Raw genomic sequence first — 25,663 nt, 5'->3', positions numbered from 1 at the left:
TTTTTTATCTCATGTTGTGTGTAGGGTTTACTCCATGTAGTGCCTTTTCGTGGTAAAATTCACTACATGTTGATTTTACTGTATGTAAAAACAGTTTCTTGGTCAAGTGGAATCTTTCACAACTACTGCTAATTTTTTACGTTAAATCTATAGCAGACTTTAATAATATAATTGCATCGTCTGATTTATAAATCCTATCGGTAGTTGTCTTGTGTGCATGCCCTAAGAGTTCAAATCTGACATAATCAGGAATGTTCAATTTTCTAAGTCTGTCACTCATACCATATCGATAGCTGTGTGCTGTAACGCCTACTCCCGTATAGATTGAAGAAACAAGCTGAGAAGCCCTATCTGGGGTATAAGTGAATGTTGGTTTATCAGTGAAAACACCGAGTTTTAGCAAGTCTTCATGAATAGGTATGGTTCGCGTAGAGGATTCATTCTTAAGGGTTTTATTCCCTTCATCGTTTATAGAAATACACTCAACTCCATCAATTACACGGTAGTCGGCTGGCTGTAGCTGTGTTATCTCGCTTATCCTGCATCCAGTGAACCAAAGCAACTGGAGTAACCACCAATTCTGTGAATGCTCAGGGAAGCCCTTAAGTGCTTGTTCATGCTCTAGATGGAGTATCCCTCTCTTATCAGTAACATTTGATACCTTCCTAAATCCCATCCCATCAAACGGACTTCTTGTAATGAAATCCCGTTGCTTACAGGCAAATGTGAACAACCCTGATGCCTTGATAAAATAATCATTGCATGTATTAGGACTGAATCCTTTATCGACTAAGTGCTGCTTAAAGTCAGAAATATCAGACTTACTCACTTCTGTTATCAATCTATTACCTAAAAAATCGATGAAGTAACGACAGCGTGATTCATTCACTTTAAGCGTCTTTTCCCTCCAATCGTTTTTATTACTTTTTAAGTAATCATCCAGAACAACTAACAGTGTTAAACGCTTCTCTCTGTTTTTCTTTGGTTTTGGTGCAACAGCCCTTATTGGTCTCTCTACAACTGGCATAGTTTGGGGTAGAGAAGGCGGCACGGCATAACCCACCAGAGCAGTTAATTGAAGCTGTTTTCTGCATGAATAGAGCATCTGACGTACTGTCTCAAGTGGTTCACAGGAATGCTGATGATAAACCATCAATAAACTACGAGACATTACCGCAGCCTCATAGGAATCTCTGGTGCCAAGGGTTATGTGAATGGCTGTCCCATGATGATGCTTGCAAAATGTATACAATCCAGATGGACGACGAAAAACCTGTGTGATTCCTGTGTAATTCCGTTGGTACATACTTTCAATACTCCGCTAAGCCTTGTGCGGAGCGACTCAAAGATATCGAGGCGATGTTTAAAGATATTAAGCTGCCGACGAAGTAAATTTTGCACATCAAGGTAAGTCCATCACTTTTGAGTGATGGATTTACCTTATCAGAGAGAATAAGTAAAAATATAAAAGAAAGTAGAATATTCATTTGATATTTTAATTCATGTCAATTCCCAGAATGCTATTAAAAGGAATGCATATGGATAGAATATCCTACCCAATATCAAATATAGATATTAGCCATACAGTTCAAGCCTTAGAAACAAAGGGCGCTATACACGATAAAGCCCATTTCTATATTGATGGTTATAATATTGCAGATCATGACAATATCAGTAAGGTGTTAGAGCAGTTAGTTCATAAAGGTTGGCTAAATTCACCTAGCGATTTTAATGAATGTGAAAGACGAGTCAATTTGCTTAGTTTAATAAGTGAGTTTTCTATGGCAGATGTCGTCCTTGAATATAGTGATAAAACCTACCTCCACTTAGATCATGATCCTCATATATCAATGGAATTTAAGCGTAATGATGATTCAGCGCTTGAAATGGTCTACTCAGCGACTTATAGCGACGTAGAGGGGGAGGTTTTCACATTGAATTGTAAGATGTTATTAGGTGATGACTTCACGTTAAATGAAAATAAAGCACGTGTATATTTTGAATTTAACGATAACTGCCCGATTGAGCTAAGGAAGGATCTGGATTGTCGAACAGTTACTGAAAGAATTATTGATTGGTTTAAAAAAATATTCTCACCTAGTTCTTACATTGCTGCCAATACTGCTTCATTCACAGTTAATGATCGCGCAGAAATTAAAATCCCCCCTGACGATGATTATGATTGGGATGATATGGCTGATGTCGGAATAATACGTTCAGCGGAAAGTTCAGCTCTCGGGGAAATAGACTCTTTACTTGATGAAATAGATGAGTTATTTGATGGGACAGATCATTATTCTAATAAAATAGATAAGTCACCTAATGAAGGTTTCAAACAACTTACCGAAGAACTTGGGGCGGTGAAAGCTTGGGATCGTAACAATGGATACCAATACGTTACTGTACCAATAGCTGATATTGAAAATAGCGAATAGCCATTACCATCGTTTCCACCTATCACTGCGAATGATCGCCATTGTTGCCAAAATGTTAATGTTTCTTTGTGTTATATTTAGTCTAGACCACATTATTTCAAGGGAATACACCCTTGGCATTAATGCTGACTCAGAACACTTATAAGAAACAATGGAGGCACTATGTCGTTGGATCTGCGGAAAACGAGTATGGCCAAGTTGGTTGCCCTCAATCACGAATATCACTACTACAGCCTGCCGACGCTTGCGGCAGTGCTGGGGGATATCGACCGCTTACCTAAATCACTGAAAGTTCTGTTGGAAAACTTATTACGCCATCTAGATGGGGAACAAATAAAGGAAGAGGATTTAGCGGCAATTGTTGATTGGCAACAAACGGGCCATGCCGATAGAGAAATTGCTTATCGACCCGCTCGTGTACTAATGCAGGACTTCACTGGCGTTCCCGCCGTGGTGGATTTGGCTGCCATGCGTGAAGCGGTTACTCGATTGGGCGGCGATGTGGCGCAGGTTAATCCTTTATCGCCCGTCGATTTAGTCATTGACCATTCAGTGACTGTCGATGAGTTCGGTGATAAAGCCGCATTTGGTGAAAACGTTCGTTTAGAAATGGAACGTAACCACGAGCGTTATATTTTCTTACGTTGGGGGCAAAAAGCCTTTAGCCGCTTTCGGGTTGTGCCACCGGGAACAGGGATCTGCCATCAGGTCAATTTGGAATATCTGGGGCAAACTGTTTGGCATGAACAGCAGGGTGATAAACGTATTGCTTATCCGGATACGCTGGTGGGGACCGACTCCCATACCACCATGATCAATGGGTTGGGGATTCTTGGCTGGGGTGTCGGCGGGATAGAGGCAGAAGCGGCTATGTTGGGCCAGCCTGTTTCAATGCTTATCCCCGATGTTGTCGGTTTCAAAATGACCGGCAAAATGCGCGAAGGGATCACCGCTACTGACTTGGTGCTGACGGTGACCCAAATGCTACGCAAACACGGTGTCGTAGGTAAGTTTGTCGAGTTTTATGGTGATGGATTGGCCGATTTACCTCTCGCTGACCGCGCAACTATCGCCAACATGTCACCCGAATTCGGCGCAACCTGCGGATTCTTCCCTGTTGATGACGTCACGCTGGGTTATATGCGTTTAAGTGGTCGCAGCGATGAGCAAATCGCGCTGGTAGAAGCTTACAGCAAAGCGCAAGGATTATGGCGCAATCCCGGTGATGAACCGGTGTTTACTAGCCAGTTATCACTGGATTTAAGTACGGTCGAAGTCAGTCTTGCCGGACCGAAACGCCCTCAGGACCGTGTCGTGCTACCCAAGGTACCTCTCGCGTTTAAAGCATTTGAAGAGCTGGAATTCAATAGCAAAAAAGATAAAGTCGAGCAGGTCGACTTTACTCTTGAGGGGCAAACCCATCAATTGACTCATGGCGCGGTGGTCATTGCGGCCATCACTTCATGTACCAATACCTCTAATCCTAGTGTGTTGATGGCGGCGGGCCTGCTTGCCAAAAAAGCCTCAGAAAGGGGATTAAAAACCAAACCTTGGGTGAAAACTTCGCTCGCACCCGGCTCCAAAGTGGTCACTGAGTATCTTAATTCGGCAGGCTTAACGCCTTATCTGGATCATTTAGGTTTTAATTTGGTGGGCTACGGATGTACGACTTGTATCGGTAACTCAGGCCCATTACCGGAACCAATAGAGAAAGCCATCAAAGCAGGGGATTTAACGGTGGGTGCGGTACTCTCGGGTAACCGTAACTTCGAAGGGCGCATTCATCCTTTGGTGAAAACGAACTGGCTCGCTTCGCCCCCCTTAGTGGTTGCCTATGCATTGGCAGGGAATATGAATATTAACCTGACTCAGGACTCTCTGGGTAACGACCCTGAGGGTAACCCTGTCTATCTGAAAGACATTTGGCCCAGCGGACTCGAAATCGCTAAAGCGGTGGAAGAAGTCAAAACCGATATGTTCCGTAAGGAATATGCTGCTGTGTTTGATGGCGATAAAGATTGGCAGGCGATTCAAGTTGAAAGTACCCCAACTTACGATTGGCAAAATGACTCGACTTATATTCGTTTACCGCCTTTCTTTAAAGATATGAAAGCATTACCGGATCCCGTTCAGGATATCCACCAAGCCCGTATTTTGGCAATATTAGCCGATTCAGTGACTACTGATCACATTTCACCTGCGGGGAATATCAAGTCAGATAGTCCTGCGGGCCGTTATTTGCGTGATCGTGGGGTAGAGATCGGTGAATTTAACTCCTATGGCTCTCGTCGTGGTAACCATGAAGTGATGATGCGCGGCACATTCGCCAATATTCGTATTCGCAATGAGATGGTTCCGGGGACCGAAGGCGGTATGACACGTCACATTCCATCTCAAAATGAAATGTCTATCTACGATGCAGCAATGCGCTATCAACAGGAAAATGTGCCTCTTGCAGTCATTGCAGGTAAAGAGTACGGATCGGGGTCCAGCCGCGATTGGGCAGCCAAAGGGCCACGATTATTGGGTGTTAGAGTTGTGATCGCAGAGTCATTTGAACGTATTCACCGCTCTAATTTAATTGGAATGGGAATTTTACCACTCGAATTCCCGCAAGGCGTCAACCGTAAAACACTGGGTTTAACGGGGGATGAGTCGATTAGCGTTTCCGGATTGCAAAACCTGTCTCCAGGGCAGGTGGTGCCGATAATGGTCACCTATGCTGATGGAAGGCAACAAACAGTGAATACTCGCTGCCGTATCGATACGGGCAATGAGCTGGTTTATTTTGAGAATGACGGCATTTTGCATTATGTGATACGCAAAATGTTGTAGTAGATAGTGACGCTGTCACTAATGAAGTTGAACGACAAAAAGGGTGATTGAGAGATCACCCTTTTTGTCATAACACGATCTTTAACTCATAAGAGTAACGGGTTTATGGCAGGTCGTTAGCGTCTTACTTTGTCAGTAAATGGCCCATTTTGGCTGCTTTTGTCGCCATGTACTGCTCATTCTTCGGGTTACGGCCAACGATTAATGGCACACGCTCGACAATGTTAATGCCCGCCTCGGTGAGGATCTCAACCTTTTTCGGGTTGTTCGTCAGCAAACGTATCGCTTTGACGCCCAATAATTTATACATGTCTGAACACAAGGTAAAATCACGTTCGTCAGTCGCAAAACCGAGCTGGTGATTGGCTTCGACAGTGTCCGCGCCAAGATCTTGCAGCGCATACGCGCGGATTTTATTCAATAGACCGATATTGCGGCCTTCTTGACGATGGTAGATCAGTACACCGCGACCTTCTTCAGCAATATGGGCCAAAGCTGCTTCTAGTTGAAAACCGCAATCACAACGCAGGCTGAACAACGCATCACCCGTTAAACACTCAGAGTGAACACGGGAAAGTACAGGCTCATCACCGCTGATATCACCAAAGATTAAAGCCAGATGATCATGCCCAGTGGCCAGTTCTTCAAAACCAACCATCAAAAAGTCACCCCATGGAGTGGGTAGTTTGGCTTCTGCTACACGTTTTAACTGCATCTTACTGTTCATATTATAACGTCAGACCCTTAGGGAGGTTGTTGCTATCCTACTGTGGATATCCGCATTAATCAGCGATCTACCCTATACATATTCATTTTAGGGATAGGATTAAATAAAAAGTTTCGCCGCGATTATTATTAGCTATATTGCCATAACTTGATGCGGACTGCTGTTCAACAAAGCAGCAGTAAGTCAATAGTCCATACCTGTTGGTAACTTATATCAATAATATAAAAAATTTGTTTATGTTATCAATGGGTAGCGGCACTTATACTCTATTGCTATAGCACTGGCAAAAATTGTGCTATCAACCGGTACTTGCGGTGAGATAGCGATGGATAGAGATATGATCAAAAAGGGTTTTAGATGGGGAAAATAGCAAAACGTATTAGTGTAGGAACCCTTATTTTACTGCTGCCGACGCTGATTATCTGGCTATACGGTTGGCACTGGCAGCCTGGTGGTAATGAAAACTGGCTTAAGGGACTTTTCTGGGTGACAGAAACCGTCACTGCGCCATGGGGAATACTGACCAGTGTGCTGCTCGGTGGTTGGTTCCTGTGGTGTTTACGCTTTCGGATAAAACCTGCCATCGGTTTGTTGGTCATCTTGGGGGCCGTCATCATCGTCGGGCAAGGCGTTAAGTCACTGATTAAAGAGCAGGTGCAAGCGCCTCGTCCGTTCGTCGTATGGCTGGAGGCGGAACATCATATTGATAATCACTATTTCTATTCCTTACCTCGCGCTGGGCGCAGCGAACTGGTTAAGCAGCAGTTGGAAAATCAAGTTCTCATTCCATCTTGGCTAAGCAGTCATTGGCAGTTTGAAACTGGCTTTGCTTTTCCATCGGGTCATACGGTTTTTGCAGCCACTTGGGCGCTGCTAGCGGTGGGGTTATTATGGCCTCGGCGGCATTATAAAACGGTCATCATACTGATGTTATGGGCACAAGGCGTCATGATGAGCCGTCTGGCTTTAGGCATGCATTGGCCACGAGACCTGGTTGTTGCAACGCTTATCAGTGGATTATTGGTCGCGATTGTTTGCGGGCTAGTGCAACGTTGGTTCGGTTCGTTAACGATTGCACCGACTGAACAACATGAAATTGAGCAGCGGGAGCACAAGGAGAATTAAGTCCTTGATGATAATTCTTCATTCTAACGCTTAAAATTCTATCGATTAGATGCTGAAACGTCGCTTTATCTTGGTGTAGGGTTCTTTGCTGCGTGAGGAAGTGCTAATTTATCAAGTAACGACGCCACATTTTTGGCATAATTCATCAGGTTGATTCGGCCTTTAGGAAAAAACGTGAAATATTTGCTGATTTTTTTGTTAGTGCTGGTGATTTTCGTGATTTCAGTCACATTAGGGGCGAATAACGATCAGGTCGTAACCTTCAATTATTTATTAGCTCAGGGCGAATATCGAGTATCAACTTTATTGGCAACGCTTTTCGCTGCGGGCTTGGTGCTTGGCTGGATTATTTGTGGGCTTTTTTATCTGCGGATCCGTATTTTACTGGGCCGAGCAGAGCGGAAAATTAAACGTCTTGAATCACAGCAAGAGGTGCCTGTCGACACTGGTGCGACTGTCACGACATCTGCTGTCAGCAAGGAATAATTTTCTATGTTAGAAATGCTGTTTCTGCTGTTACCCGTCGCGGCTGCCTATGGCTGGTACATGGGGCGTAGAAGCGCTCAGCAGGATAAACAGCAGGATGCAAACCGCCTGTCACGAGAATACGTGGCAGGGGTTAACTTCCTTCTCTCCAATCAACAGGACAAAGCGGTTGACCTGTTTCTTGAAATGTTAAAAGAAGACAGTTCGACGGTGGAAGCACATCTCACACTTGGTAATTTGTTTCGTTCACGTGGCGAAGTCGATCGAGCAATCCGCATCCATCAGGCATTGATGGAAAGCGCTTCTCTGACTTTTGAACAACGCTTGTTAGCCATTCAACAACTCGGCCGTGATTATATGGCAGCCGGATTCTATGATCGTGCCGAAGACATGTTTAACCAATTGGTTGAAGAACAAGATTTCCGGCTCGGCGCATTACAACAACTCTTAGTGATTCATCAGGCGACCAGTGATTGGAATAACGCAATCGAAGTTGCGGAAAAACTGGTCAAGATGGGCAAAGATAATCAGCGTTTAGAGATTGCCCATTTTTATTGTGAACTTGCTCTGCAAGCGATGGGCATCGATGATCTCGATAAGGCGATGGGGCTATTAAAAAAAGCGGCTTCTGCTGACAAGCAATGCGCTCGCGTCTCCATCATGCAGGGCCGAGTCCATATCGCCAGAGGTGAGTACGCTAAAGGGGTTGAAGCGCTGGAACGCGTCTTGGAGCAAGATAAAGAAATGGTCAGCGAGGCTTTGCCTATGCTGAGCGATTGCTACCAACATTTGAAACAGCCCGAGGCTTGGGCTAATTTCCTTAAACGCTGTGTAGAAGATAATACCGGCGCGACAGCTGAATTGATGCTGGCAGAAATTTTGGAGCAACACGAAGGCCGCGATGTGGCGCAAACTTATATCAACCGCCAATTGCAACGCCATCCTACTATGCGAGTTTTCTATCGATTGATGGATTACCACTTAGCTGATGCGGAAGAAGGGCGAGCGAAAGAGAGCTTGCTGTTACTGCGGGATATGGTTGGCGAACAAATTCGGACTAAGCCTCGTTATCGTTGCCATAAGTGTGGTTTCACTGCTCACTCGTTGTATTGGCACTGTCCGTCATGCCGCGCTTGGGCATCGGTTAAACCTATCCGCGGACTAGATGGCCAATAAGCCAATATTTGTGATGGAATGTGTAGCTGAAGGTGTGATCAGATAGTGATTGATCGGGTGAACTGAATCACCCGATGTTTCGATAAAGCGTTGTATGGCACAATTAGGACGAGTTACTTTTTCTTCTGCGGTGCTTTAACGCCATCTTTCAGTAATTGGCGTAGTTTCTTCAACTCTTTTTGGCTAAGTGGTTGCTCTGAGATCTCTTCTACACCTTGGTTATCAATCTCACCGTGATGCAATTTGCTGTCTTTACGACTGCCCTTCGTATTTTTAACATCAACCTCAAAACTTTTTTCTAATCTCTCGCAGACTTCGGTACTGAGGGAAAATTGTTTCTCTAAGGCGGCAGCCTTAATTTTTTCTTTTAATTCCAGAGGGATTTTAATGGTTAACGTCGATGTTTCGCTCATTATGTAACCTTCAACTTAGGGGAAAATACCAAGCTAAGCGAGGTAAGGAGAACTGTCTAGGGGATAACACGATTGTCACAAAAAATTCACATTAAAAAATCGCAAAAGTGTGAAATGACACTTATTTCAGACCATTAACCGGGGAAATATCTAAATGGAATGGTCAAAAACAAAAAAGAGCGCTGTACGCTCTTTTTTGTTTGGACACAGACTTAATCGAGGGAGGGATGAAGTCTTAACGGTATATTACTGCGGTGCCATGCAGCTTATTGTTACCGGTCGCAGAAGTAATCATGAAGCTTTTTGCACCTGCAGCTTCTGCTTTTTGTGCCAATGCATTTTCTAAATCGGTTAATGTGCTGGCATTGCTAGCAACAACCACGCCAATTTCATTCAATTCAGTTGATTGAGCATGCTGGATTTGCGTAGCGGCAACGCTGGCAAATGAAGCAAGAGAAAGGACCAATGCTGGAACGATGTATTTGATACTCTTCATGTGGAACTCCATTTATCACTGTTATATGTATAGTTAAGGTTTGATTCTTTGTTTGCTAGACAATCAATACCTTGCGATGGAGTGTATGATATAGGTTTGGTATTGAATGAAAATCACAAAGCACTGAAGGTATCATTCAAATTATTTGATTGATAATTTACGCTTCTTGAAACTATTTTACTTAACTGCAGCTATGCTGCTGCCAATTGCTTGACATAACTTTAATTAATCAATCAAAGTCTGACACAGTCACTGTATATACCGTGCTGTGCGATGGCTGTAATTTAAGTGGCGCACCCTGTAGAATGACCGCGTTAATATTCTCTTTTGACTAAAAAAGGCTTAAAAATGACGTCTGCAACGAACACGAATAACAGTGGCCCGTTCTCTTCTCCCATCGTTGTCGCGTTGGACTATGCCAACAAAGACGCTGCATTAGCCTTTGCGGATCGTGTCAATCCACGTGACTGCCGATTAAAAGTGGGCAAAGAGATGTTTACTTTATATGGCCCACAATTGGTTCGTGATCTTCAGCAGCGTGGTTTTGACGTATTCCTCGATTTGAAATTCCACGATATTCCTAATACGACAGCCCACGCAGTTGCTGCTGCGGCTGAACTAGGCGTTTGGATGGTCAATGTCCATGCTAGCGGTGGTGCTCGGATGATGACTGCTGCCAAAGAAGCCTTATTACCCTTTGGCGCACAGGCACCGCTGTTGATTGCTGTCACCGTATTAACCAGTATGGACGGTGAAGATTTACGTGACATTGGCATCAATATCAGCCCAGCAGAACAGGCCGAGCGGTTAGCAAAACTCACTTGGGACTGCGGCTTGGATGGCGTCGTCTGTTCTGCCCATGAAGCGGTTCGCTTAAAACAGGTGTGTGGAACTGACTTCAAGCTGGTGACTCCTGGCATTCGTCCGCAGGGCAGTGACGCAGGCGATCAGCGCCGCATCATGACACCAGAACAAGCTGTCGACGCGGGTGTGGATTACATGGTAATAGGGCGTCCGATCACCCAATCTCCTGACCCAGAAAAAACGTTGACTGAAATTCTGGCTTCGCTAAAAAAGGGCGCATAATGAGCAATGATAATAGCCGCTTAGTTTATTCAACGGATACGGGTCGTATCAGTGAGCCAGAAGTAAAAGCAGAACGTCCTAAAGGCGATGGTATTGTCCGTATTCAGCGTCAAACTAGCGGCCGCAAGGGAAAGGGCGTAAGCCTGATTACCGGTATTGACGGCAGTGATGATGTAATCGAAAAATTGGCCGCTGAATTAAAGAAGAAGTGTGGTTGTGGCGGTTCAGTTAAAGACGGCATTATTGAGATTCAAGGCGATAAACGCGACTTGCTAAAACAACTTTTAGAAGCCAAAGGAATGAAAGTCAAACTGGCGGGCGGTTGAGGTAATTCTGTAGAGAATAAATAGACGGTCTTTATTATGTAAACGCGGTATGTCAGCGACTTTTACGTTTATCCAAAGTTTTTTCCGTTTACCCAAAGTAATTGGCGTTGCAGGTAGGCAGCAAGTGAACTCATCCCGGTGAGCTTACATCAGTAAGTGATTCGGGTGAGTAAACGCCGCGAACACCCCTGCAACGTCAAGTACGAAGGATAAGGTTATTTACTGACCTGATGGCCAATCACCCCACCAATAGCAGCTCCCCCTAACGTCCCTAACGTACTCCCCGTCAGCACGGCACCACCTACAGCACCGGCACCAGCACCAATGGCGGTATTACGATCACGTTTTGACATGTTAGAACAAGCGGACAGTGAAAAAGCGAGGGTTAGCGCTAATGCCGCAGTGGCAAATCGTTTGTTGATCATCATAGCTATTCTCCTGACTGTTAGCTTGGTATGGATAGATCAGGCAATACACTTTGAATGTATATATCCTCATCTAGCTGTATCAAATTGAACTTACCTAACTAAGTATAGGCATTATATCAATTCTAGCTGCAGTCCTAATTTTTGAGTATTTAGAATAAAAAACGCCATATAGGCATTAATTCGGGATTAATGCTGAAAAGTCCTTTTGTCACCAATAGAAACTAGTATAAATGCCCTGAAATCATTTAAAAGGTAAATAGTCTTAATTTGGCTAGCTGAGGGGAATGACTTAAGGGTTTTCTGAGGCGAAAGGCACAATTAACCCATTGTCTGCCTTGAATAAAATATTACCGTCAGACATGCGTAGTTCGCAGACTGCGCTTTCCAGCCGATCCTTACGCAGTTTATAGCGATTTCGCCCATACCGGTTCTGACCTGTGACGCTGAAAATGAATCAAATTCAGTTAATCAGGATATGACGATGCTCAACGAACTGAAGCAGCAAGTTCTTGCCGCTAACTTGGCGCTCCCGCGCCATAATCTGGTGACATTCACTTGGGGTAATGTCAGCGCCGTTGATCGGCAAAGTGGTCTGCTGATCATCAAGCCTTCAGGCGTGGAATATGATGTCATGACGCTGGACGATATGGTGGTGGTTGAGTTGGAAACCGGTAAAGTAGTCGAGGGCAATAAAAAACCCTCGTCAGATACCGACACTCACCGAGTGCTCTACCAGCGTTTTCCGCAAATTGGCGGCATTGTTCATACCCATTCTCGCCATGCCACCATTTGGTCGCAAGCCGGGCTGGATTTGCCTGCATGGGGTACGACGCACGCTGATTATTTTTATGGCACCATTCCGTGTACCCGCCAGATGACCCCCGAAGAGATAGCGGGTCGCTACGAGTGGGAAACCGGCAATGTGATCGTCGAAACGTTTCATGAGCGAGGCATTAAGCCAGAAGATGTGCCTGCGGTTTTAGTCAATTCTCACGGGCCCTTTGCTTGGGGAACCAGTGCAGATAACGCGGTACATAATGCGGTGGTGCTAGAAGAATTGGCCTATATGGGGATCTTCTCACGCCAATTGAACCCACAATTAGGCGATATGCAACCGCAGTTGCTCGATAAGCATTACCTGCGTAAACATGGGAAAAACGCCTATTACGGGCAGTGATGACGTGAACTTTATTCGACCCGTGCTCAGTCTTGCACGGGTTTTTCCAGCCATAACACTGAATCTGTGATGTCTAACATTTTGGCTTCGACTTGGGCAATAGCATCATTGATGCCTTGATTGTAATAGTGCGCACCCAACTCGCGGCTAATAAACTCCAGTAAAAACTCCGCATCAAAATCTTCCAGTTCAATACTGTGCTCTTGTTCCAAATAATGCTGGATCTTTCGCGCCATGCGCTGTGTTTGTTCACGCGTGAACGTAATGTCTGCCACTGTGTGACCCCGTTAATCGTTAAATATTATGGCGAAGTGATGAATTCAACCCACTTATTCACTAATGATATCGACTTGAATATCTTGTGCGACGAGCTGTTGTTGATAATTTGTCGGTAGGCGGCTATCAGTGATCACTCGGCTGATTGAGGATAATGGTGATAGTGAGTTCTGGTGCACGAGACCAAATTTTGATGCATCAGCCAAAATAATATTTTCAGCGCCTTTCGCTAACACGGCATTGATAACGTCTGCCCGAAGCATGTCGCGCCCCGTAAAACCTGCATCTATCTGGTAACCATCAATGCCAATAAATGCTTTACTGAAATTGACATGGCGCAGGCAAAGTTGAGTGAGTGGACCCACCATACTGTCGCTTTTCTTCTGATAAATCCCCCCCAGTAGGATGACCTCGCAGGCAGAATCTTTTAATTGGCGCGCAATGTAGCCGCTTACCGTGACCAAGGTAATCCCGGGGCGTTGGGCTAAATGATGGGCCAGTAGGGCATTGCTGCTCCCACTTTCAATAAACACCGTCTCACCGTCATTTACTAATGAAGCGGCATAATGAGCCATTTTTTGCTTCGTGGCGAAATGGGTCATCATGCGGACATCCACGTCATCACTTTCAAGTGCCGCAGCAGAACCGTGCACGCGCTTGAGCAAACCTCTTTTCTCCAGCACGTTGAGATCTTGGCGAATGGTGACCTCGGAGACATGGGTAGCTTGGGCTAACTCATTGACGCTAATACGTTGGCGGTCATTGACCAATTGTAAAATTGTCTGTTGTCTTGGGTTCATGGCATTCCAGAGGGATAAATGTACTCAATAGGGACGCTGTCAATCATAGTGACAAGTTATCGTCGAACAATAATACCTTAAATAGCATGGTCAATGCGCTGTCGTCATAAGGTAAAAGTGATATTGAATCACATTGTAGTAGTGAATGGTTCTTCGTTTGAAATTAACTTAACTTTCGAATGAAGGTAAATTGATAGAGATCACGTTATTCATTGGCGATTAGTTTATGATTACTGTCAATGAATCTTGACCAATCTATTTGCTCAGATGGGTTCTCAGACTCACTTGAACGCTAAATTTATCCCAATCGGAGGTTTTATGGAGCTTTATCTCGACACCGCAGATGTGGCCGCAGTAAAACGGCTGGCACGCGTATTACCATTGCAAGGTGTGACCACAAATCCCAGCATTTTAGCCAAAGCGGGCAAACCTATCTGGGAAGTATTACCTGCACTGCGTGACGCATTGGGTGGCACGGGCAAGCTTTTCGCCCAAGTCTTAGCCAGCGACAGTGAGCTGATGGTCTCTGAAGCGGTATTATTGTCGCAGCGCGTCCCTGGTTTAGTGATTAAAGTCCCCGCCACTGCTGAAGGGCTCGCTGCGATTAAGAAGTTGAAAGCGATGTCAATCCCGACGCTGGGCACGGCAGTTTATGGTGCAGGGCAAGGGCTATTGTCCGCATTAGCGGGGGCTGAGTATGTTGCGCCTTACGTTAACCGCTTAGATGCGCAAGGGGGAGATGGCATTGCGATGGTACGTGAGTTACAGCAATTGCTGACCCTGCATGCACCCAATGCAAAAGTGCTGGCCGCCAGTTTCCGGACACCACGCCAAGTTTTAGATTGCCTGTTAGCGGGTTGCCAGTCAGTCACTATTCCTGTGGATGTGGCTGAGCAGTTTATCAGCACGCCAGCAGTGAAAGCAGCAGTAGAGCAGTTTGAACATGACTGGCAAGGCGCGTTTGGTTCAGCCATTCTGAGCTAACAATAAAAACGCCCTGCGGAGTATCAACAGGGCGTTACGGTGTCACTGATTTGCAAATTCGGTCAAATCATCAATCGATGAAATTAACCTCCCTTTGGCATTAACAGGGGCATTTCCCCAATTTACCTGCTTTGCTCGGGAAACGAGCGTCAAGACAATAGCGGTGAAAATCCCGTTCACTCATCGGGGGTGTTTCAGGGTGGTGACGGCGCATATGGTTCACATAATTGCCGTAATCCTGAACGCCGACCATCAGGCGAAAGCTCTGCGCTATACGCTGGGCAATCAGTCGCACCCAACCCCAAAAATGGGTTGGATGAGCAACGACAGGCACCAGTGGTATGCAGCGCGTAATGATACGCGGTGCAGTGGTCGGTTGTGGGCGAAAAGGTAAACCAACATTAGCCACGGGCAGTCTCCTCACGGAATACGATTTCAGTTTCATGAGTGGTCGGTTTGCTGGATTTCAACGCGCGACGCACCACAAAGAAGGATGAAATCAACATGGTTACCGCCACCAGCATGAAGAATGCACATAAAGCGGCGTTAATTTGGTTGTTAAACACGATAGTTTCCATGTCCTTAATGCTCTTGGCGGGCGCGATTAATACCCCTTGCTCCACACCGGCAGAGAATTTCCGAGCTTGAGCCAAGAAGCCAATGCTTGGTTTTTCATGGAAAATCTTTTGCCAGCCAGCGGTCATCGAGGTAATAAACAGCCCGACAGTTGGCACAATCGTTACCCAAGCATAGCGTTGCTTCTTCATTTTAAACAGGACGACAGTCCCTAAAATCAGCGCCATTGATGCTAGCATCTGGTTACCAATACCAAACAGTGGCCACAAGGTATTGATCCCACCTAATGGGTCAACCACACCTTGATAAACGAAGAAGCCCCAGCAGGCGACGGCGACCGTGGTGCCTGATAAGTTACCCAACCAAGAGCGGTTATTTGCCATGCTTGGTACGACGACCCCGACCAAATCCTGCACCATAAAGCGGCAGGCGCGGGTCCCAGCATCGACGGCAGTCAGAATAAACATCGCTTCAAACAGAATGGCGAAGTGATACCAGAAGGCCATCATGTGGCGGCTATTAAACACTTCGCTGATGATATGGGCCATCCCGACGGCGAAGGTCGGTGCACCACCTGCACGAGACAGAATCGACTTCTCACCAACATCTTGGGCGATCATCGTTAAGGTTTCAGGTGTGACCACAAATCCCCAACTATTAATCGCTAACGCGGCACTTTCTACCGTGCTACCAATTAATGCCGCCGGTGAGTTCATGGCGAAATAGACACCTGGGTCGATAACAGACGCACAGATGAGCGCCATAATGGCGACAAAGGATTCCATCAGCATTGCGCCGTAACCGATAAAGCGAATATGACTTTCGCGCTCAATCAATTTCGGGGTTGTGCCACTGGCCACCAACGCATGGAAACCTGAGATTGCGCCACAGGCAATGGTGATAAACAGGAACGGGAACAAGCTGCCGGAGAATACTGGCCCGCTACCATCAATAAAGCGTGAAACGGCGGGCATCTTCATTTCAGGCATGGCAAAGACAATGCCCACGGCTAAACCAATGATGACCCCAATTTTTAGGAAGGTGGATAAATAATCTCGTGGAGCCAGCAACAACCACACCGGCAGCACGGACGCGATGAATCCATAGATAATCAGCACCCATGTCAAGGTGGTGCCGTGTAAGGTGAAGAACGGTCCCCAGTAAGGGTCTGCTGCGATATTCCCGCCATAAATAATAGCGGTCATCATCAGTACGAAACCGATGATAGACACTTCGGCAATTTTACCGGGGCGAATAAAGCGCATATAGACGCCCATAAACAGGGCTATGGGGATGGTAGCGGCAATACTAAACAGACCCCATGGGCTATCAGCTAAGGCTTTTACGACCACCAAGGCCAATGCGGATAAGATGATAATCATCACACCCAATGCGCCCAACATGGTAATCACGCCAGCAAAAGCACCCAGTTCTTGTTTCGCCATTTCCCCCAGAGAACGGCCATCGCGGCGGGTGGAGATAAACAGGATCAGGAAGTCCTGTACCGCACCGGCCATCATCACCCCAACCAGAATCCAGATAGTCCCGGGTAAGAACCCCATCTGCGCCGCTAAAATAGGGCCAACGAGTGGTCCTGCACCCGCAATAGCAGCAAAATGGTGACCAAATAGCACCCATTTATTGGTCGGGACATAATCCAAACCATCATTACGGCGCTCAGCCGGCGTTAGACGCCGATCATCGAGCTCAAAAACATTCTTGGCAATAAATAGGCTATAAAAGCGGTAGGCGATGCTGTAACAAGCTACCGCTGCAATCACTAGCCAGATAGCGTTGACATGCTCGCCTCGACTCAGCGCTAGCATGGCAAAGGCAAATGCACCTATTAACGCCACGGTCAGCCAAATGACGACAGTCTTGACGTTCTTCATGGGTAACGACTCCTTCGTTTGTAGGGGGTGATCTCACGATCACTTAACATAGGAGCTTTAATGTGAAAGAAAAGTAGCGGAAGTAAAAAATGTGATGCGTAAATGTTTTTACGTAATAATTGGTAGTACTTTTTTACATATTGCTATGCGGGTAGGAATAAGACGATGGGTAGGTTAGGCAGAGATAAATGAGCGAAATAAGTTGTGATCTGAAAGAGTGGGATCAAAAAAACCGTGGCATGTTTTGCATCACCACGGCTTGTGTTGACTTTTACGACATGACTATTTGTCGCGGGCAAGGCTAGACAACAGGGCGGGCAACCACATTGCGGGTTTCCATGCGTACTTCAGCAATGCGAACCTCAATCTTGTCATTCTGGCTGTAAACCGTCTCGCCGTTAATCTGTACAGTCCCAGTTTCCTGACTGCACACCATCTCATCACGCACGGCGTGAATAAAGGGTGCAGGAATAAAGGCCACCGCGCCGTTATCCAGCAATCGCACTCGTAGGCCGCCACGGGTAACATCAATGATTTCAGCAGGGAAACGCGTATCCGTGCCTGCCTGAGGTTGCAGATAGCGGGCATATAGCCAATCACCGACATCGCGCTCAGCCATACGATTCAGGCGACGGCGCTCAGCCAATTGAACGGTGATTTCATCTTGCGGTTTCTCTGCTTGCTGCCCAGTAATAATGGCTTTTAGCAGACGATGATTGACCATATCACCGTACTTACGGATAGGTGAGGTCCAAGTGGCGTAAGCCTCAAGACCCAATCCAAAGTGTGGACCCGGAACCGTGCTGATTTCAGCAAAAGTCTGGAAGCGGCGGATACGGCTATCAAGGAACTGAGTCGGCAACGCATCCAAGTGGCGACGTAATTCGCAGAAACCTGGCAGGGTGAGCAGCGCCTGTGGATCAGCTTCAACCCCATTGGCTTGCAATACGGTCGCGGCTTGGTCAACCAATGCCGGATCGAATCCGGTATGGACGTTATAAATACCAAAACCAAGGTTATCTCGCAGTGCTAGGGCCGCGCAGACGTTGGCGGCAATCATACACTCTTCAACAATACGGTTCGCAATGCGACGATGCTCAACAATAATATCCAGCACTTCGCCTTTTTCACCCAGCAGGAAACGGTAGTCTGGACGGTCTTTAAAGACTAACGCATTAGCCTGACGCCATTGGCTACGGGCTTCACAAACTTGCTTCAGCAAAGTGATTTGCTGTGCTATCTCAGGGGTTTTCGGCTGCCATTCGCCTTGCCCATCCAGCCAGTCAGACACTTCGTCATAAACCAGTTTGGCTTTAGACTCGACCCACGCCGCTGAGAAACGAATGTCGTGACCCAAAGCGCCATCAGCAGCGATGGTGACACGACAGACCAATACGGGACGGCGTTCATTAGGTCGCAATGAACAGAGGTCATCGGATAAATTGCGTGGCAACATCGGGATGTTAAAGCCCGGTAGGTAGTTGGTAAATGCACGTTTGCGCGCGATTAAATCCAACTCACTGTTTTCATCGACGTAGGCAGTCGGATCGGCAATAGCGATAGTTAATAGCAGGGAACCATCACCGTTGTCTTCCACATACAATGCGTCATCCATATCTTCAGTGCTGGCGCTATCGATAGTCACAAAATTCAGGGCGGTGAGATCTTCACGCTGCAGGTCAGTATCATGCAGAGGGGATTCAACCATCGCTGGGGCTTCACGCTCCAGATTATGGCGCGCTAAGGTGACCCACCAAGGCACGAAATGATCTTCGCCATTAGTGATGAATGCGGTGAGGTCAGCGTGGAAGGTCCGATCCCCTTTTAAGGGATGGCGGCGCATTTCGGCCACTGCCCAGTCACCATTTTGGAAGTCATGTGGCAATTCAGTCACTGGACGGCATTGGATGGCATCACGTAGCAGCGGGTGGTCAGGGACAATAGACAGGCGATCATCTTTACGTTGAACGCGACCGACAAAACGGGCTAAAAATGGCTCAACCAGTGTTTCTGGCTCAACAATTTCACGATCTTTATCCGTGTGCAGTGTGGCAATGATCCTATCGCCATGCATCACTTTCTTCATTTGTGGCGGGGGAATAAAATAACTTTTCTGCCCGTCTACCTCAAGAAAGCCAAAGCCTTTCTCAGTCCCTTTTACCACGCCTTCGACGCGTGGGGTCTGAGTGTGAAGTTGCTGTTTTAGCTGCGCCAGCAGCGGGTTATCTTGAAACATAGCGTCCAGTGAATGGTCAAGTGAGTGGGTTTAATCCGGCTGACAGTTTTACGCGAATCAGCCCCGTCGGGCAAGCGGCATATCATGCTGAGAGAAAATTCCCATCTGAATTTATCAGCCTAACTGCGGCCTTCCTTCTGACCCCATTTGGGGCCAGAAGAGGGTAATAAATTCAGGCAATACGGGGTGATTGTGGTGGTTGCCAGCGCCGGACGGTAACCGGTACGGATTTAGAGGTCGGAGTATGGGTGCCATCGCCAAAACTGGATAAGGGTACCAGCGGGTTGGTTTCAGGGTAATAGGCGGCCAGATTGCCACGGGGAATATCATAGCTAACCAGCTTGAACCCACTGACTTTGCGGGTGATGCCATCATTCCACAGGGTTTCAATTTCAACCAAACTACCATCTTCTAATGCCAATTCGGCCAAATCCTCAGGGTTGATAAACAAAACTTCCCGTTGCCCGTAGACCCCACGATAGCGATCGTCGAGGCCATAAATCGTCGTATTGTATTGGTCGTGTGAGCGTAATGTTTGCAGTACAAAGGGGGCTGCTATTGGGCCATTCGTTTGTGGGAACAAACTATCGGGTAGGGCGGCGGCGCAAAATTCCGCTTTACCACTGGGGGTTGCAAAACGCATTTCAGCGGCGGCACTGCCCAAATAAAAGCCCCCCGGTTGTTCACAACGGGCGTTGAAGTCATCGAAACCAGGCAATGTGGCGGCAATATGGTCACGGATCAAATTGTAATCATCCGCCAGTGCCAGCCAGTCAAGACGTTGGTTTTCTATGGGTTGATGGGCAAAAACGGCATTCGCGATGCCACAAACAATGGCTGTTTCTGAATGCTGTGTTTCTGCCAGCGGTTTACCCACACCTTCAGAAGCGTGCACCATACTGAACGAATCTTCGACAGTGATAAACTGCGAGCCAGTGGCTTGCATATCACGCTCAGTACGTCCTAATGTCGGCAGAATTAAAGCGTCGGCACCCGTGATGAGGTGGCTACGATTGAGTTTAGTGCTGATATGCACCGTCAGATCGCAATTACGCAACGCTTGCGCTGTGCGCTCAGTATCAGGCGCTGCTGCCGCCAGATTCCCGCCAAGGGCAATCAGTACTCTCACTTCCCCACGCAGCATGGCTTCCAATGCTTCGACCGTATTATGACCGGCAGCTTGCGGCGGGGTGAAACCAAAGTGTTGGCCTAAACGATTTAGCATCGCGGCCGAGGGCTTCTCATCAATCCCCATCGTGCGGTTACCTTGCACATTACTGTGCCCACGAACAGGGCATAACCCCGCACCAGCTTTACCTAACTGACCAAACAGTAATTGCAGGTTGGCGAGCTCCCGTACGGTTATCACTGAATGTTTATGCTGTGTAATTCCCATGGCCCAAGTCAGGATAACGCGTTCAGCGTGCTGATAAATACCAGCAGCATGGCGGATTTGCTCTTCACTCAGGCCCGATTGCTGGATGATCTGCGCCCATGACGTGTTATCAACAGCAGCCAAATAATCATCAATTCCCTGAGTGTGCGCGGCAATAAACGCCTGATCGAATAAGCCAGAATCGCCCTGCAGCAACTGCTGACGATGAGTTTCCAGCAACGCTTTGACCATACCTCGCACTGCGGCCATATCCCCGCCAAGGTTAGGTTGAAAATAGGCTGAACTGATCGGTGAAGATTTTGGTGTCAACATCTCAATGGGGTTTTGCGGATCGGCAAACCGCTCTAAACCACGTTCATGTAAGGTATTGAAGCTGACAATCCGTGCGCCGTGATCTTTAGCGTGGCGTAAGCTGTGTAACATCCGTGGATGGTTGGTTCCCGGATTCTGCCCGAAGACAAAAATGGCATCTGCCTGCTCAAAATCTTGCATCCGGATGGTGCCTTTACCGACACCAATACTTTGTTTCAACCCGGTTCCGCTGGCTTCATGGCACATATTTGAGCAGTCAGGGAAGTTATTGGTCCCGAGCATGCGACCAAACAACTGATAAAGGTAAGAGGCTTCGTTACTGGCACGACCGGAGGTGTATAGCTCTATTTGATTTGGGTTATCTAACCCATTAATGTGCTTGGCAATTAACTCCAGCGCACTTTCCCAACTGATCGGCTGATAGCGGTCAGTTTGCGGGTTATAGCGCATTGGATGAGTAATGCGGCCTTGATATTCCAGAAAGTAGTCACTCTGTTGGCGTAGCGTCGTCAGGCTATGCTCAGCAAAAAACTCAGGTTCTACCGCCTTGCGAGTCGCTTCCCAACTTACGGCCTTGGCACCATTTTCACAAAAGCTGAAGGTGCTGTGGTTATCATCACCCCAAGCACAACCAGGGCAGTCAAACCCCTTAACCTGATTAACACGCAACAAATTGCGAATGTTTTTCAGCGCTTGCTGACTATCCAAGACAAAACGGGTCGTTGCTTCAAGCGAACCCCAACCGCCCGCTGCGCCGGTATAAGGTTTTATGGCTGGTTTAAATTTCATGATGATGTGCCACAGATATGCTCTGTATTAAGTCGGTGTTAAGGCAGTGACAAAACAACACATGGCGTAAACCCGTTTTGTCACTCTTCTGGAGGGGAGTATTAACGCATCCAATCGAATCCCACTGTTAGCATTTAATGTGTCGGATAAACTTTATCTTTGAATTCACACAAATCCTCAATGATGCACGAGCCGCAGCGCGGTTTGCGAGCGATGCAGGTGTAGCGACCATGAAGTATTAACCAGTGGTGGCAATCGAGCTTAAATTCAGCGGGAACCACCTTGAGTAACTTAGCTTCAACTTGGTCAACATTACTGCCGGGGGCAAAACCGGTGCGATTACAGACACGAAAGATATGGGTATCTACCGCGATAGTCGGCCAACCAAATGCCGTGTTTAGTACCACATTGGCGGTTTTACGACCGACACCTGGCAAGGCTTCCAGCGCCGCGCGATCTTCTGGTACTTCGCCGTTGTGTTTATCCAGCAAAATACGGCAAGTTTTAATCACGTTCTCGGCCTTGGTATTAAACAGGCCTATCGTTTTAATGTATGACTTCAGGCCATCTACCCCAAGATCCAGTATAGCTTGTGGGGTGTTCGCCACCGGATAAAGCTTAGCCGTGGCTTTATTCACGCTGACGTCCGTGGCTTGTGCTGAAAGCAGCACAGAAATCAGTAACTCAAAGGGAGAGGTATACACCAACTCAGTGGTTGGATGCGGGTCGTTATCCCGCAGACGGGTCAAAATGGCGACGCGTTTTTCTTTGTTCATAAGGCTTTCCCTGCCGCAATATCTTGAGATTGTGGTGCCGTGACCTGCACATGGGCTTTGCGCGCTTTCATTTTTTCATCAATAACGTATTTACCGGCGAGCAACAGTCCCAAACCGATGAAAGCACCCGGTGGTAGCATCGCCAACAGGAATGGGCTATCCAGATGCATCACTTCAATGCGTAAAACTTTTGCCCAGTTACCTAATAACATGTCAGCGCCATCGAACAAGGTGCCGTTACCCAAAATTTCACGCAGCGAACCGAGAACAAATAGCGCGCAGGTTGCTCCCAGCCCCATCGCTAAACCATCCAGCGCTGATAAGCCAACAGGGTTCTTAGCTGCGTAGGCTTCCGCACGACCAATCACAATGCAGTTGGTGACAATCAATGGGATAAATATCCCTAGTGACTCATATAAACCAAAGGCATAGGCGTTAATCAGCATTTGGACGGTACTGACCACTGATGCGATGATCATCACGTAAATCGGGATGCGGATTTCATTGGGTACCCAGCGTCTCAGCGCCGATACCGCTGTATTGGTGCAAACCAGTACCAAGGTGGTAGCAAGCCCCAAACCGAGCGCATTGGTCGCCGTCGATGAAACGGCCAGCAGGGGGCAAAGCCCCAACAATTGCACCAACGCGGAGTTATTTTTCCATAGCCCTTGGGCTAGCAAATTTTTTGCTTCACTCATTGATTCTCTCCACAAACCGGCAAGCTATCGAGCTTGGCTGGCAGGGTTTCCAGATACAGCGCTGTATTTTTCACCGCCCGAACAACTGCCCTTGGTGTAATGGTGGCACCGGTGAATTGATCAAAGTCGCCGCCGTCCTTTTTGACCGCCCAGCGCTTATCTTGCTCGCCATCAACATGCTTACCGCTGAAGTGGGTTATCCAATCAGAAAGGCGTACTTCGATTTTGTCACCCAGCCCCGGTGTTTCATGATGTTCCACCACACGGCTGCCGAGCACATTGCCCTTAAAATCTGCGCCCACTAATAATTGGATTGCACCAGAATAACCATCTGGCGCGGTTGTCTCAATGGCCACGGCAACCGGTTTATTATCCTTACGGGCTAAGTAAAGACGATGGGGGGCCAGATTACCTAACGCAGAATCAGTGACAACGTAACACTCTGCTTGCATGTCATTATCGTAATACTCAGCCGGAACCACCTGATCGAGCAACGCTTTTTGTTGCAAAGCGGCTTGATGCGCGATAGTCGTTTCGGTTAAGGCATTCACTACCGCGGTCAAACCCGTGGCACCTGCAGCAAACAATGCCAGAGTAATGCCGTGACGTTTCATTGTGTTGAGCATAATGGCACCTTACTTATTTGCACGGCTGTTCTTATCCGAAGGCTTGCGCTGACTGGATTGATCATGGCCATAAACCCTTGGCTGGGTATAGTGGTCGATCAACGGAACGGTAATATTGGCGAGTAATACGGCAAAGGCGACGCCATCGGGGTAACCGCCGTAGACGCGAATTAACCACACCAAAACACCAATTAATGCCCCGAAAATCAGACGACCGCGGGGCGTGGTCGATGCGCTGACAGGGTCGGTGGCAATGAAGAAAGCGCCTAACATGGTCGCACCGGAAAACAGATGGAACATCGGCGAAGCAAAGCTCTGTGGCGCAATGAACCAACTGATAGCAGCACAACCCGCTAATGCCAGTAAGAAGCTCACGGGAATGTGCCAATGGATCGCTTTACGCCATAACAGCAACAGACCACCGGCAAGGAAGCCGATGTTAATCCATTGCCAACCGACGCCAGCCAAGGTTCCACCAAAGATAGGTTGTTGCAGTATTTGTTCGGCTGGTTGCGAACGCAATGCGGTTTTGAAGCCATCAAGTGGGGTAGCTTGGCTGATACCATCAAAGCCAATCTGTAGTTGATGCATACTTGCACCGCTGTGGGTGTAGCCAGTAAATATGGTTAATAAACTGTCATAAAGGCCCACTGGTGTGCCCTGTAATGGTAACGGGGGCAACCAACTGGTCATTTGCACCGGGAACGAAATCAGCAGGACGACATAGCCCACCATGGCAGGGTTAAACGGGTTTTGCCCCAAGCCGCCATAGAGCTGTTTAGCGATAACAATAGCGAACATCGTACCTAATACAATCATCCACCAAGGCGCTAAAGGCGGCAGACTTATCCCCAATAACAAGCCGGTCAGCAGGGCAGAGTTATCTCGCAGACGAGTCAACACGGGCTGTTTGCGTAGCTGTAAAACTGCTCCTTCGGCCAGCAGGGCAGTCACCATCGCCAAAGCCACTTGAATCAGGCTGCCATAACCAAAGAAATAGGTCTGGGCAATGATGCCCGGAATACAGGCTAAGATCACCAGTAGCATGATGTTACTGGTGCTCCGTTGATTATGTGTAAAAGGGGAGCTGGCTATCTGCAACCTAGGGTGCTGAGTGGGTGTTACTGGCCTAAATTTCATGAAATTACAACCATATGTCGAATGCTTAACTGGGCTATCAAACGCAAACACCGTGCGAGCAAGCTCATCTTGCTGGCGTCGATACACTTAGCCGTTATGGGGAATAATATTGCTGCGCATTCTACCCTATTCGAGCAGCGTGTAATACGCCTTAATCATAGGGTTATTATCGATTCTAAGCTGAAATATAAGGTTACGAATAGCTTGTGATTAATAGTTAAATTTATAAAAATTAACTTGCAATTTATATCATGATAGTAACAAGAGAATAGTTAAGGTTAATTGATAAAAGTCGCATTTATAATTAGGTGGAAGGTGTTTGGATTAACTTTATCTCTTTGTTTTATTGAGGATAACTACTGTGATTACACAGGGCAATCAACTGTAAATTAACGATTTATTAACGCATTGATTTCGTCAAAAGAAAAGCATTGGCATAATGATAGATTAAT

At 47.1% G+C, this 25,663-nt stretch carries 24 protein-coding genes; 9 read left to right on the top strand and 15 right to left on the bottom strand.

The genetic code is table 11. From position 1 onward, the window contains the following. Positions 1 to 136: 136 nt before the first annotated feature. On the bottom strand, positions 137 to 1,306 hold the full coding sequence (locus BN68_RS05080) for a site-specific integrase (protein WP_042806401.1): 1,170 nt from the start codon (positions 1,304 to 1,306) through the stop codon (positions 137 to 139). Between the two features lie 232 nt (positions 1,307 to 1,538). Between BN68_RS05080 and BN68_RS05075 the strand changes: the two genes are divergently transcribed. Further along, a complete protein-coding gene (locus BN68_RS05075) occupies positions 1,539 to 2,435 on the top strand; it encodes a hypothetical protein (RefSeq protein ID WP_019210079.1) in 897 nt (298 codons plus the stop codon). Positions 2,436 to 2,597: 162 nt separating this feature from the next. After that, positions 2,598 to 5,270, top strand: a complete 2,673-nt coding sequence (acnA, locus tag BN68_RS05070) for an aconitate hydratase AcnA (RefSeq protein ID WP_019210078.1) — start codon at positions 2,598 to 2,600, stop codon at positions 5,268 to 5,270. 124 nt (positions 5,271 to 5,394) lie between these two features. Here the strand turns inward: acnA and ribA are convergent, their stop codons facing one another. Further along, on the bottom strand, positions 5,395 to 5,985 hold the full coding sequence (gene ribA / locus BN68_RS05065; RefSeq protein WP_042806400.1) for a GTP cyclohydrolase II: 591 nt from the start codon (positions 5,983 to 5,985) through the stop codon (positions 5,395 to 5,397). Between the two features lie 369 nt (positions 5,986 to 6,354). On the opposite strand from ribA, the gene pgpB reads away from it, so the two are divergent. The 3 genes from pgpB (at position 6,355) to lapB (ending at position 8,784) form a co-directional block, all read left to right on the top strand. Then, on the top strand, positions 6,355 to 7,122 hold the full coding sequence (gene pgpB, locus BN68_RS05060; RefSeq protein WP_019210076.1) for a phosphatidylglycerophosphatase B: 768 nt from the start codon (positions 6,355 to 6,357) through the stop codon (positions 7,120 to 7,122). 174 nt (positions 7,123 to 7,296) lie between these two features. Continuing rightward, complete coding sequence (locus BN68_RS05055) at positions 7,297 to 7,608, top strand: LapA family protein (RefSeq protein ID WP_019210075.1); 312 nt, start codon at positions 7,297 to 7,299, stop codon at positions 7,606 to 7,608. A 6-nt stretch (positions 7,609 to 7,614) separates the two neighbouring features. Then, positions 7,615 to 8,784 carry a lipopolysaccharide assembly protein LapB gene (lapB, locus tag BN68_RS05050; protein ID WP_019210074.1) on the top strand — a complete coding sequence of 390 codons (1,170 nt, stop codon included), beginning with the start codon at positions 7,615 to 7,617 and terminating at the stop codon, positions 8,782 to 8,784. A gap of 113 nt (positions 8,785 to 8,897) precedes the next feature. Here the strand turns inward: lapB and BN68_RS05045 are convergent, their stop codons facing one another. Together BN68_RS05045 and bhsA are read right to left on the bottom strand one after the other, a co-directional pair. Then, positions 8,898 to 9,197, bottom strand: a complete 300-nt coding sequence (locus BN68_RS05045) for a hypothetical protein (RefSeq protein WP_019210073.1) — start codon at positions 9,195 to 9,197, stop codon at positions 8,898 to 8,900. Between the two features lie 235 nt (positions 9,198 to 9,432). Beyond that, positions 9,433 to 9,693 (bottom strand): multiple stress resistance protein BhsA, encoded by a 261-nt coding sequence (gene bhsA, locus BN68_RS05040; RefSeq protein ID WP_019210072.1) that lies wholly within the window; start codon positions 9,691 to 9,693, stop codon positions 9,433 to 9,435. Between the two features lie 348 nt (positions 9,694 to 10,041). On the opposite strand from bhsA, the gene pyrF reads away from it, so the two are divergent. Together pyrF and yciH are read left to right on the top strand one after the other, a co-directional pair. Beyond that, on the top strand, positions 10,042 to 10,779 hold the full coding sequence (gene pyrF / locus BN68_RS05035; RefSeq protein WP_019210071.1) for an orotidine-5'-phosphate decarboxylase: 738 nt from the start codon (positions 10,042 to 10,044) through the stop codon (positions 10,777 to 10,779). Further along, positions 10,779 to 11,105: a stress response translation initiation inhibitor YciH gene (yciH, locus tag BN68_RS05030; RefSeq protein WP_019210070.1), complete on the top strand. Its 327-nt coding sequence runs from the start codon at positions 10,779 to 10,781 to the stop codon at positions 11,103 to 11,105. The genes pyrF and yciH overlap by 1 nt, the downstream gene beginning before the upstream one ends. Positions 11,106 to 11,320: 215 nt before the next feature. On the opposite strand, the gene osmB is transcribed toward yciH, so the two are convergent. Further along, entirely contained in the window at positions 11,321 to 11,533 is a 213-nt protein-coding gene (gene osmB, locus BN68_RS05025) for an osmotically-inducible lipoprotein OsmB (RefSeq protein WP_019210069.1), read from the bottom strand. Between the two features lie 481 nt (positions 11,534 to 12,014). Here osmB and araD point away from each other — a divergent pair, with 481 nt between their 5' ends. Continuing rightward, positions 12,015 to 12,710, top strand: coding sequence for an L-ribulose-5-phosphate 4-epimerase (gene araD, locus BN68_RS05020; RefSeq protein WP_019210068.1), 696 nt, complete (start codon positions 12,015 to 12,017; stop codon positions 12,708 to 12,710). Positions 12,711 to 12,736: 26 nt separating this feature from the next. Here the strand turns inward: araD and BN68_RS05015 are convergent, their stop codons facing one another. Both BN68_RS05015 and BN68_RS05010 read right to left on the bottom strand, forming a co-directional pair. After that, positions 12,737 to 12,985, bottom strand: a complete 249-nt coding sequence (locus BN68_RS05015) for a DUF2164 domain-containing protein (RefSeq protein ID WP_019210067.1) — start codon at positions 12,983 to 12,985, stop codon at positions 12,737 to 12,739. A gap of 54 nt (positions 12,986 to 13,039) precedes the next feature. After that, on the bottom strand, positions 13,040 to 13,786 hold the full coding sequence (locus BN68_RS05010; protein WP_019210066.1) for a DeoR/GlpR family DNA-binding transcription regulator: 747 nt from the start codon (positions 13,784 to 13,786) through the stop codon (positions 13,040 to 13,042). A 318-nt stretch (positions 13,787 to 14,104) separates the two neighbouring features. Here BN68_RS05010 and fsa point away from each other — a divergent pair, with 318 nt between their 5' ends. After that, positions 14,105 to 14,770: a fructose-6-phosphate aldolase gene (gene fsa / locus BN68_RS05005; protein WP_019210065.1), complete on the top strand. Its 666-nt coding sequence runs from the start codon at positions 14,105 to 14,107 to the stop codon at positions 14,768 to 14,770. A 100-nt stretch (positions 14,771 to 14,870) separates the two neighbouring features. Here fsa and BN68_RS05000 read toward each other — a convergent pair whose 3' ends face one another. The 8 genes from BN68_RS05000 to rsxD all read right to left on the bottom strand — a co-directional run bounded on the left by BN68_RS05000 (position 14,871) and on the right by rsxD (position 25,211). After that, positions 14,871 to 15,179: a YbdD/YjiX family protein gene (locus tag BN68_RS05000; RefSeq protein WP_019210064.1), complete on the bottom strand. Its 309-nt coding sequence runs from the start codon at positions 15,177 to 15,179 to the stop codon at positions 14,871 to 14,873. After that, a complete protein-coding gene (locus BN68_RS04995) occupies positions 15,172 to 17,238 on the bottom strand; it encodes a carbon starvation CstA family protein (protein ID WP_019210063.1) in 2,067 nt (688 codons plus the stop codon). Before BN68_RS04995 ends, BN68_RS05000 begins: the two co-directional genes overlap by 8 nt. Before the next feature lie 301 nt (positions 17,239 to 17,539). After that, entirely contained in the window at positions 17,540 to 19,474 is a 1,935-nt protein-coding gene (locus BN68_RS04990; RefSeq protein ID WP_019210061.1) for an exoribonuclease II, read from the bottom strand. A gap of 172 nt (positions 19,475 to 19,646) precedes the next feature. Continuing rightward, entirely contained in the window at positions 19,647 to 21,971 is a 2,325-nt protein-coding gene (locus tag BN68_RS04985; protein ID WP_019210060.1) for an FdhF/YdeP family oxidoreductase, read from the bottom strand. A 134-nt stretch (positions 21,972 to 22,105) separates the two neighbouring features. Next, a complete protein-coding gene (nth, locus tag BN68_RS04980) occupies positions 22,106 to 22,747 on the bottom strand; it encodes an endonuclease III (protein ID WP_019210059.1) in 642 nt (213 codons plus the stop codon). Next, the gene (locus tag BN68_RS04975) at positions 22,744 to 23,445 is read right to left on the bottom strand and encodes an electron transport complex subunit E (RefSeq protein ID WP_019210058.1); all 702 of its coding nucleotides are present in this window, start codon (positions 23,443 to 23,445) and stop codon (positions 22,744 to 22,746) included. The genes nth and BN68_RS04975 overlap by 4 nt, the downstream gene beginning before the upstream one ends. Further along, on the bottom strand, positions 23,442 to 24,071 hold the full coding sequence (gene rsxG / locus BN68_RS04970) for an electron transport complex subunit RsxG (protein WP_019210057.1): 630 nt from the start codon (positions 24,069 to 24,071) through the stop codon (positions 23,442 to 23,444). The genes BN68_RS04975 and rsxG overlap by 4 nt, the downstream gene beginning before the upstream one ends. A 9-nt stretch (positions 24,072 to 24,080) precedes the next feature. Then, entirely contained in the window at positions 24,081 to 25,211 is a 1,131-nt protein-coding gene (gene rsxD / locus BN68_RS04965) for an electron transport complex subunit RsxD (protein ID WP_019210056.1), read from the bottom strand. Positions 25,212 to 25,663: the final 452 nt, after the last annotated feature.

The organism is Yersinia massiliensis CCUG 53443 (assembly GCF_000312485.1).
Lineage (GTDB): Bacteria > Pseudomonadota > Gammaproteobacteria > Enterobacterales > Enterobacteriaceae > Yersinia > Yersinia massiliensis.
Note: the sequence above shows the minus strand (reverse complement) of the source record. Positions and strands in the feature narration are given on the sequence as shown.

What these genes read in the sequence shown, in the direction of transcription:
- rsxD (WP_019210056.1), bottom strand. Translation starts at nt 25,211, where the DNA reads ATGAAATTTAGGCCAGTAACACCCACTCAGCACCCTAGGTTGCAGATA.
- BN68_RS04990 (WP_019210061.1), bottom strand. Translation starts at nt 19,474, where the DNA reads ATGTTTCAAGATAACCCGCTGCTGGCGCAGCTAAAACAGCAACTTCAC.
- ribA (WP_042806400.1), bottom strand. Translation starts at nt 5,985, where the DNA reads ATGCAGTTAAAACGTGTAGCAGAAGCCAAACTACCCACTCCATGGGGT.
- BN68_RS05045 (WP_019210073.1), bottom strand. Translation starts at nt 9,197, where the DNA reads ATGAGCGAAACATCGACGTTAACCATTAAAATCCCTCTGGAATTAAAA.
- pyrF (WP_019210071.1), top strand. Translation starts at nt 10,042, where the DNA reads ATGACGTCTGCAACGAACACGAATAACAGTGGCCCGTTCTCTTCTCCC.
- osmB (WP_019210069.1), bottom strand. Translation starts at nt 11,533, where the DNA reads ATGATGATCAACAAACGATTTGCCACTGCGGCATTAGCGCTAACCCTC.
- BN68_RS04995 (WP_019210063.1), bottom strand. Translation starts at nt 17,238, where the DNA reads ATGAAGAACGTCAAGACTGTCGTCATTTGGCTGACCGTGGCGTTAATA.
- BN68_RS04975 (WP_019210058.1), bottom strand. Translation starts at nt 23,445, where the DNA reads ATGAGTGAAGCAAAAAATTTGCTAGCCCAAGGGCTATGGAAAAATAAC.
- BN68_RS05075 (WP_019210079.1), top strand. Translation starts at nt 1,539, where the DNA reads ATGGATAGAATATCCTACCCAATATCAAATATAGATATTAGCCATACA.
- BN68_RS05010 (WP_019210066.1), bottom strand. Translation starts at nt 13,786, where the DNA reads ATGAACCCAAGACAACAGACAATTTTACAATTGGTCAATGACCGCCAA.
- BN68_RS05080 (WP_042806401.1), bottom strand. Translation starts at nt 1,306, where the DNA reads ATGTACCAACGGAATTACACAGGAATCACACAGGTTTTTCGTCGTCCA.
- pgpB (WP_019210076.1), top strand. Translation starts at nt 6,355, where the DNA reads ATGGGGAAAATAGCAAAACGTATTAGTGTAGGAACCCTTATTTTACTG.
- rsxG (WP_019210057.1), bottom strand. Translation starts at nt 24,071, where the DNA reads ATGCTCAACACAATGAAACGTCACGGCATTACTCTGGCATTGTTTGCT.
- lapB (WP_019210074.1), top strand. Translation starts at nt 7,615, where the DNA reads ATGTTAGAAATGCTGTTTCTGCTGTTACCCGTCGCGGCTGCCTATGGC.
- acnA (WP_019210078.1), top strand. Translation starts at nt 2,598, where the DNA reads ATGTCGTTGGATCTGCGGAAAACGAGTATGGCCAAGTTGGTTGCCCTC.
- nth (WP_019210059.1), bottom strand. Translation starts at nt 22,747, where the DNA reads ATGAACAAAGAAAAACGCGTCGCCATTTTGACCCGTCTGCGGGATAAC.
- araD (WP_019210068.1), top strand. Translation starts at nt 12,015, where the DNA reads ATGCTCAACGAACTGAAGCAGCAAGTTCTTGCCGCTAACTTGGCGCTC.
- BN68_RS04985 (WP_019210060.1), bottom strand. Translation starts at nt 21,971, where the DNA reads ATGAAATTTAAACCAGCCATAAAACCTTATACCGGCGCAGCGGGCGGT.
- fsa (WP_019210065.1), top strand. Translation starts at nt 14,105, where the DNA reads ATGGAGCTTTATCTCGACACCGCAGATGTGGCCGCAGTAAAACGGCTG.
- yciH (WP_019210070.1), top strand. Translation starts at nt 10,779, where the DNA reads ATGAGCAATGATAATAGCCGCTTAGTTTATTCAACGGATACGGGTCGT.
- bhsA (WP_019210072.1), bottom strand. Translation starts at nt 9,693, where the DNA reads ATGAAGAGTATCAAATACATCGTTCCAGCATTGGTCCTTTCTCTTGCT.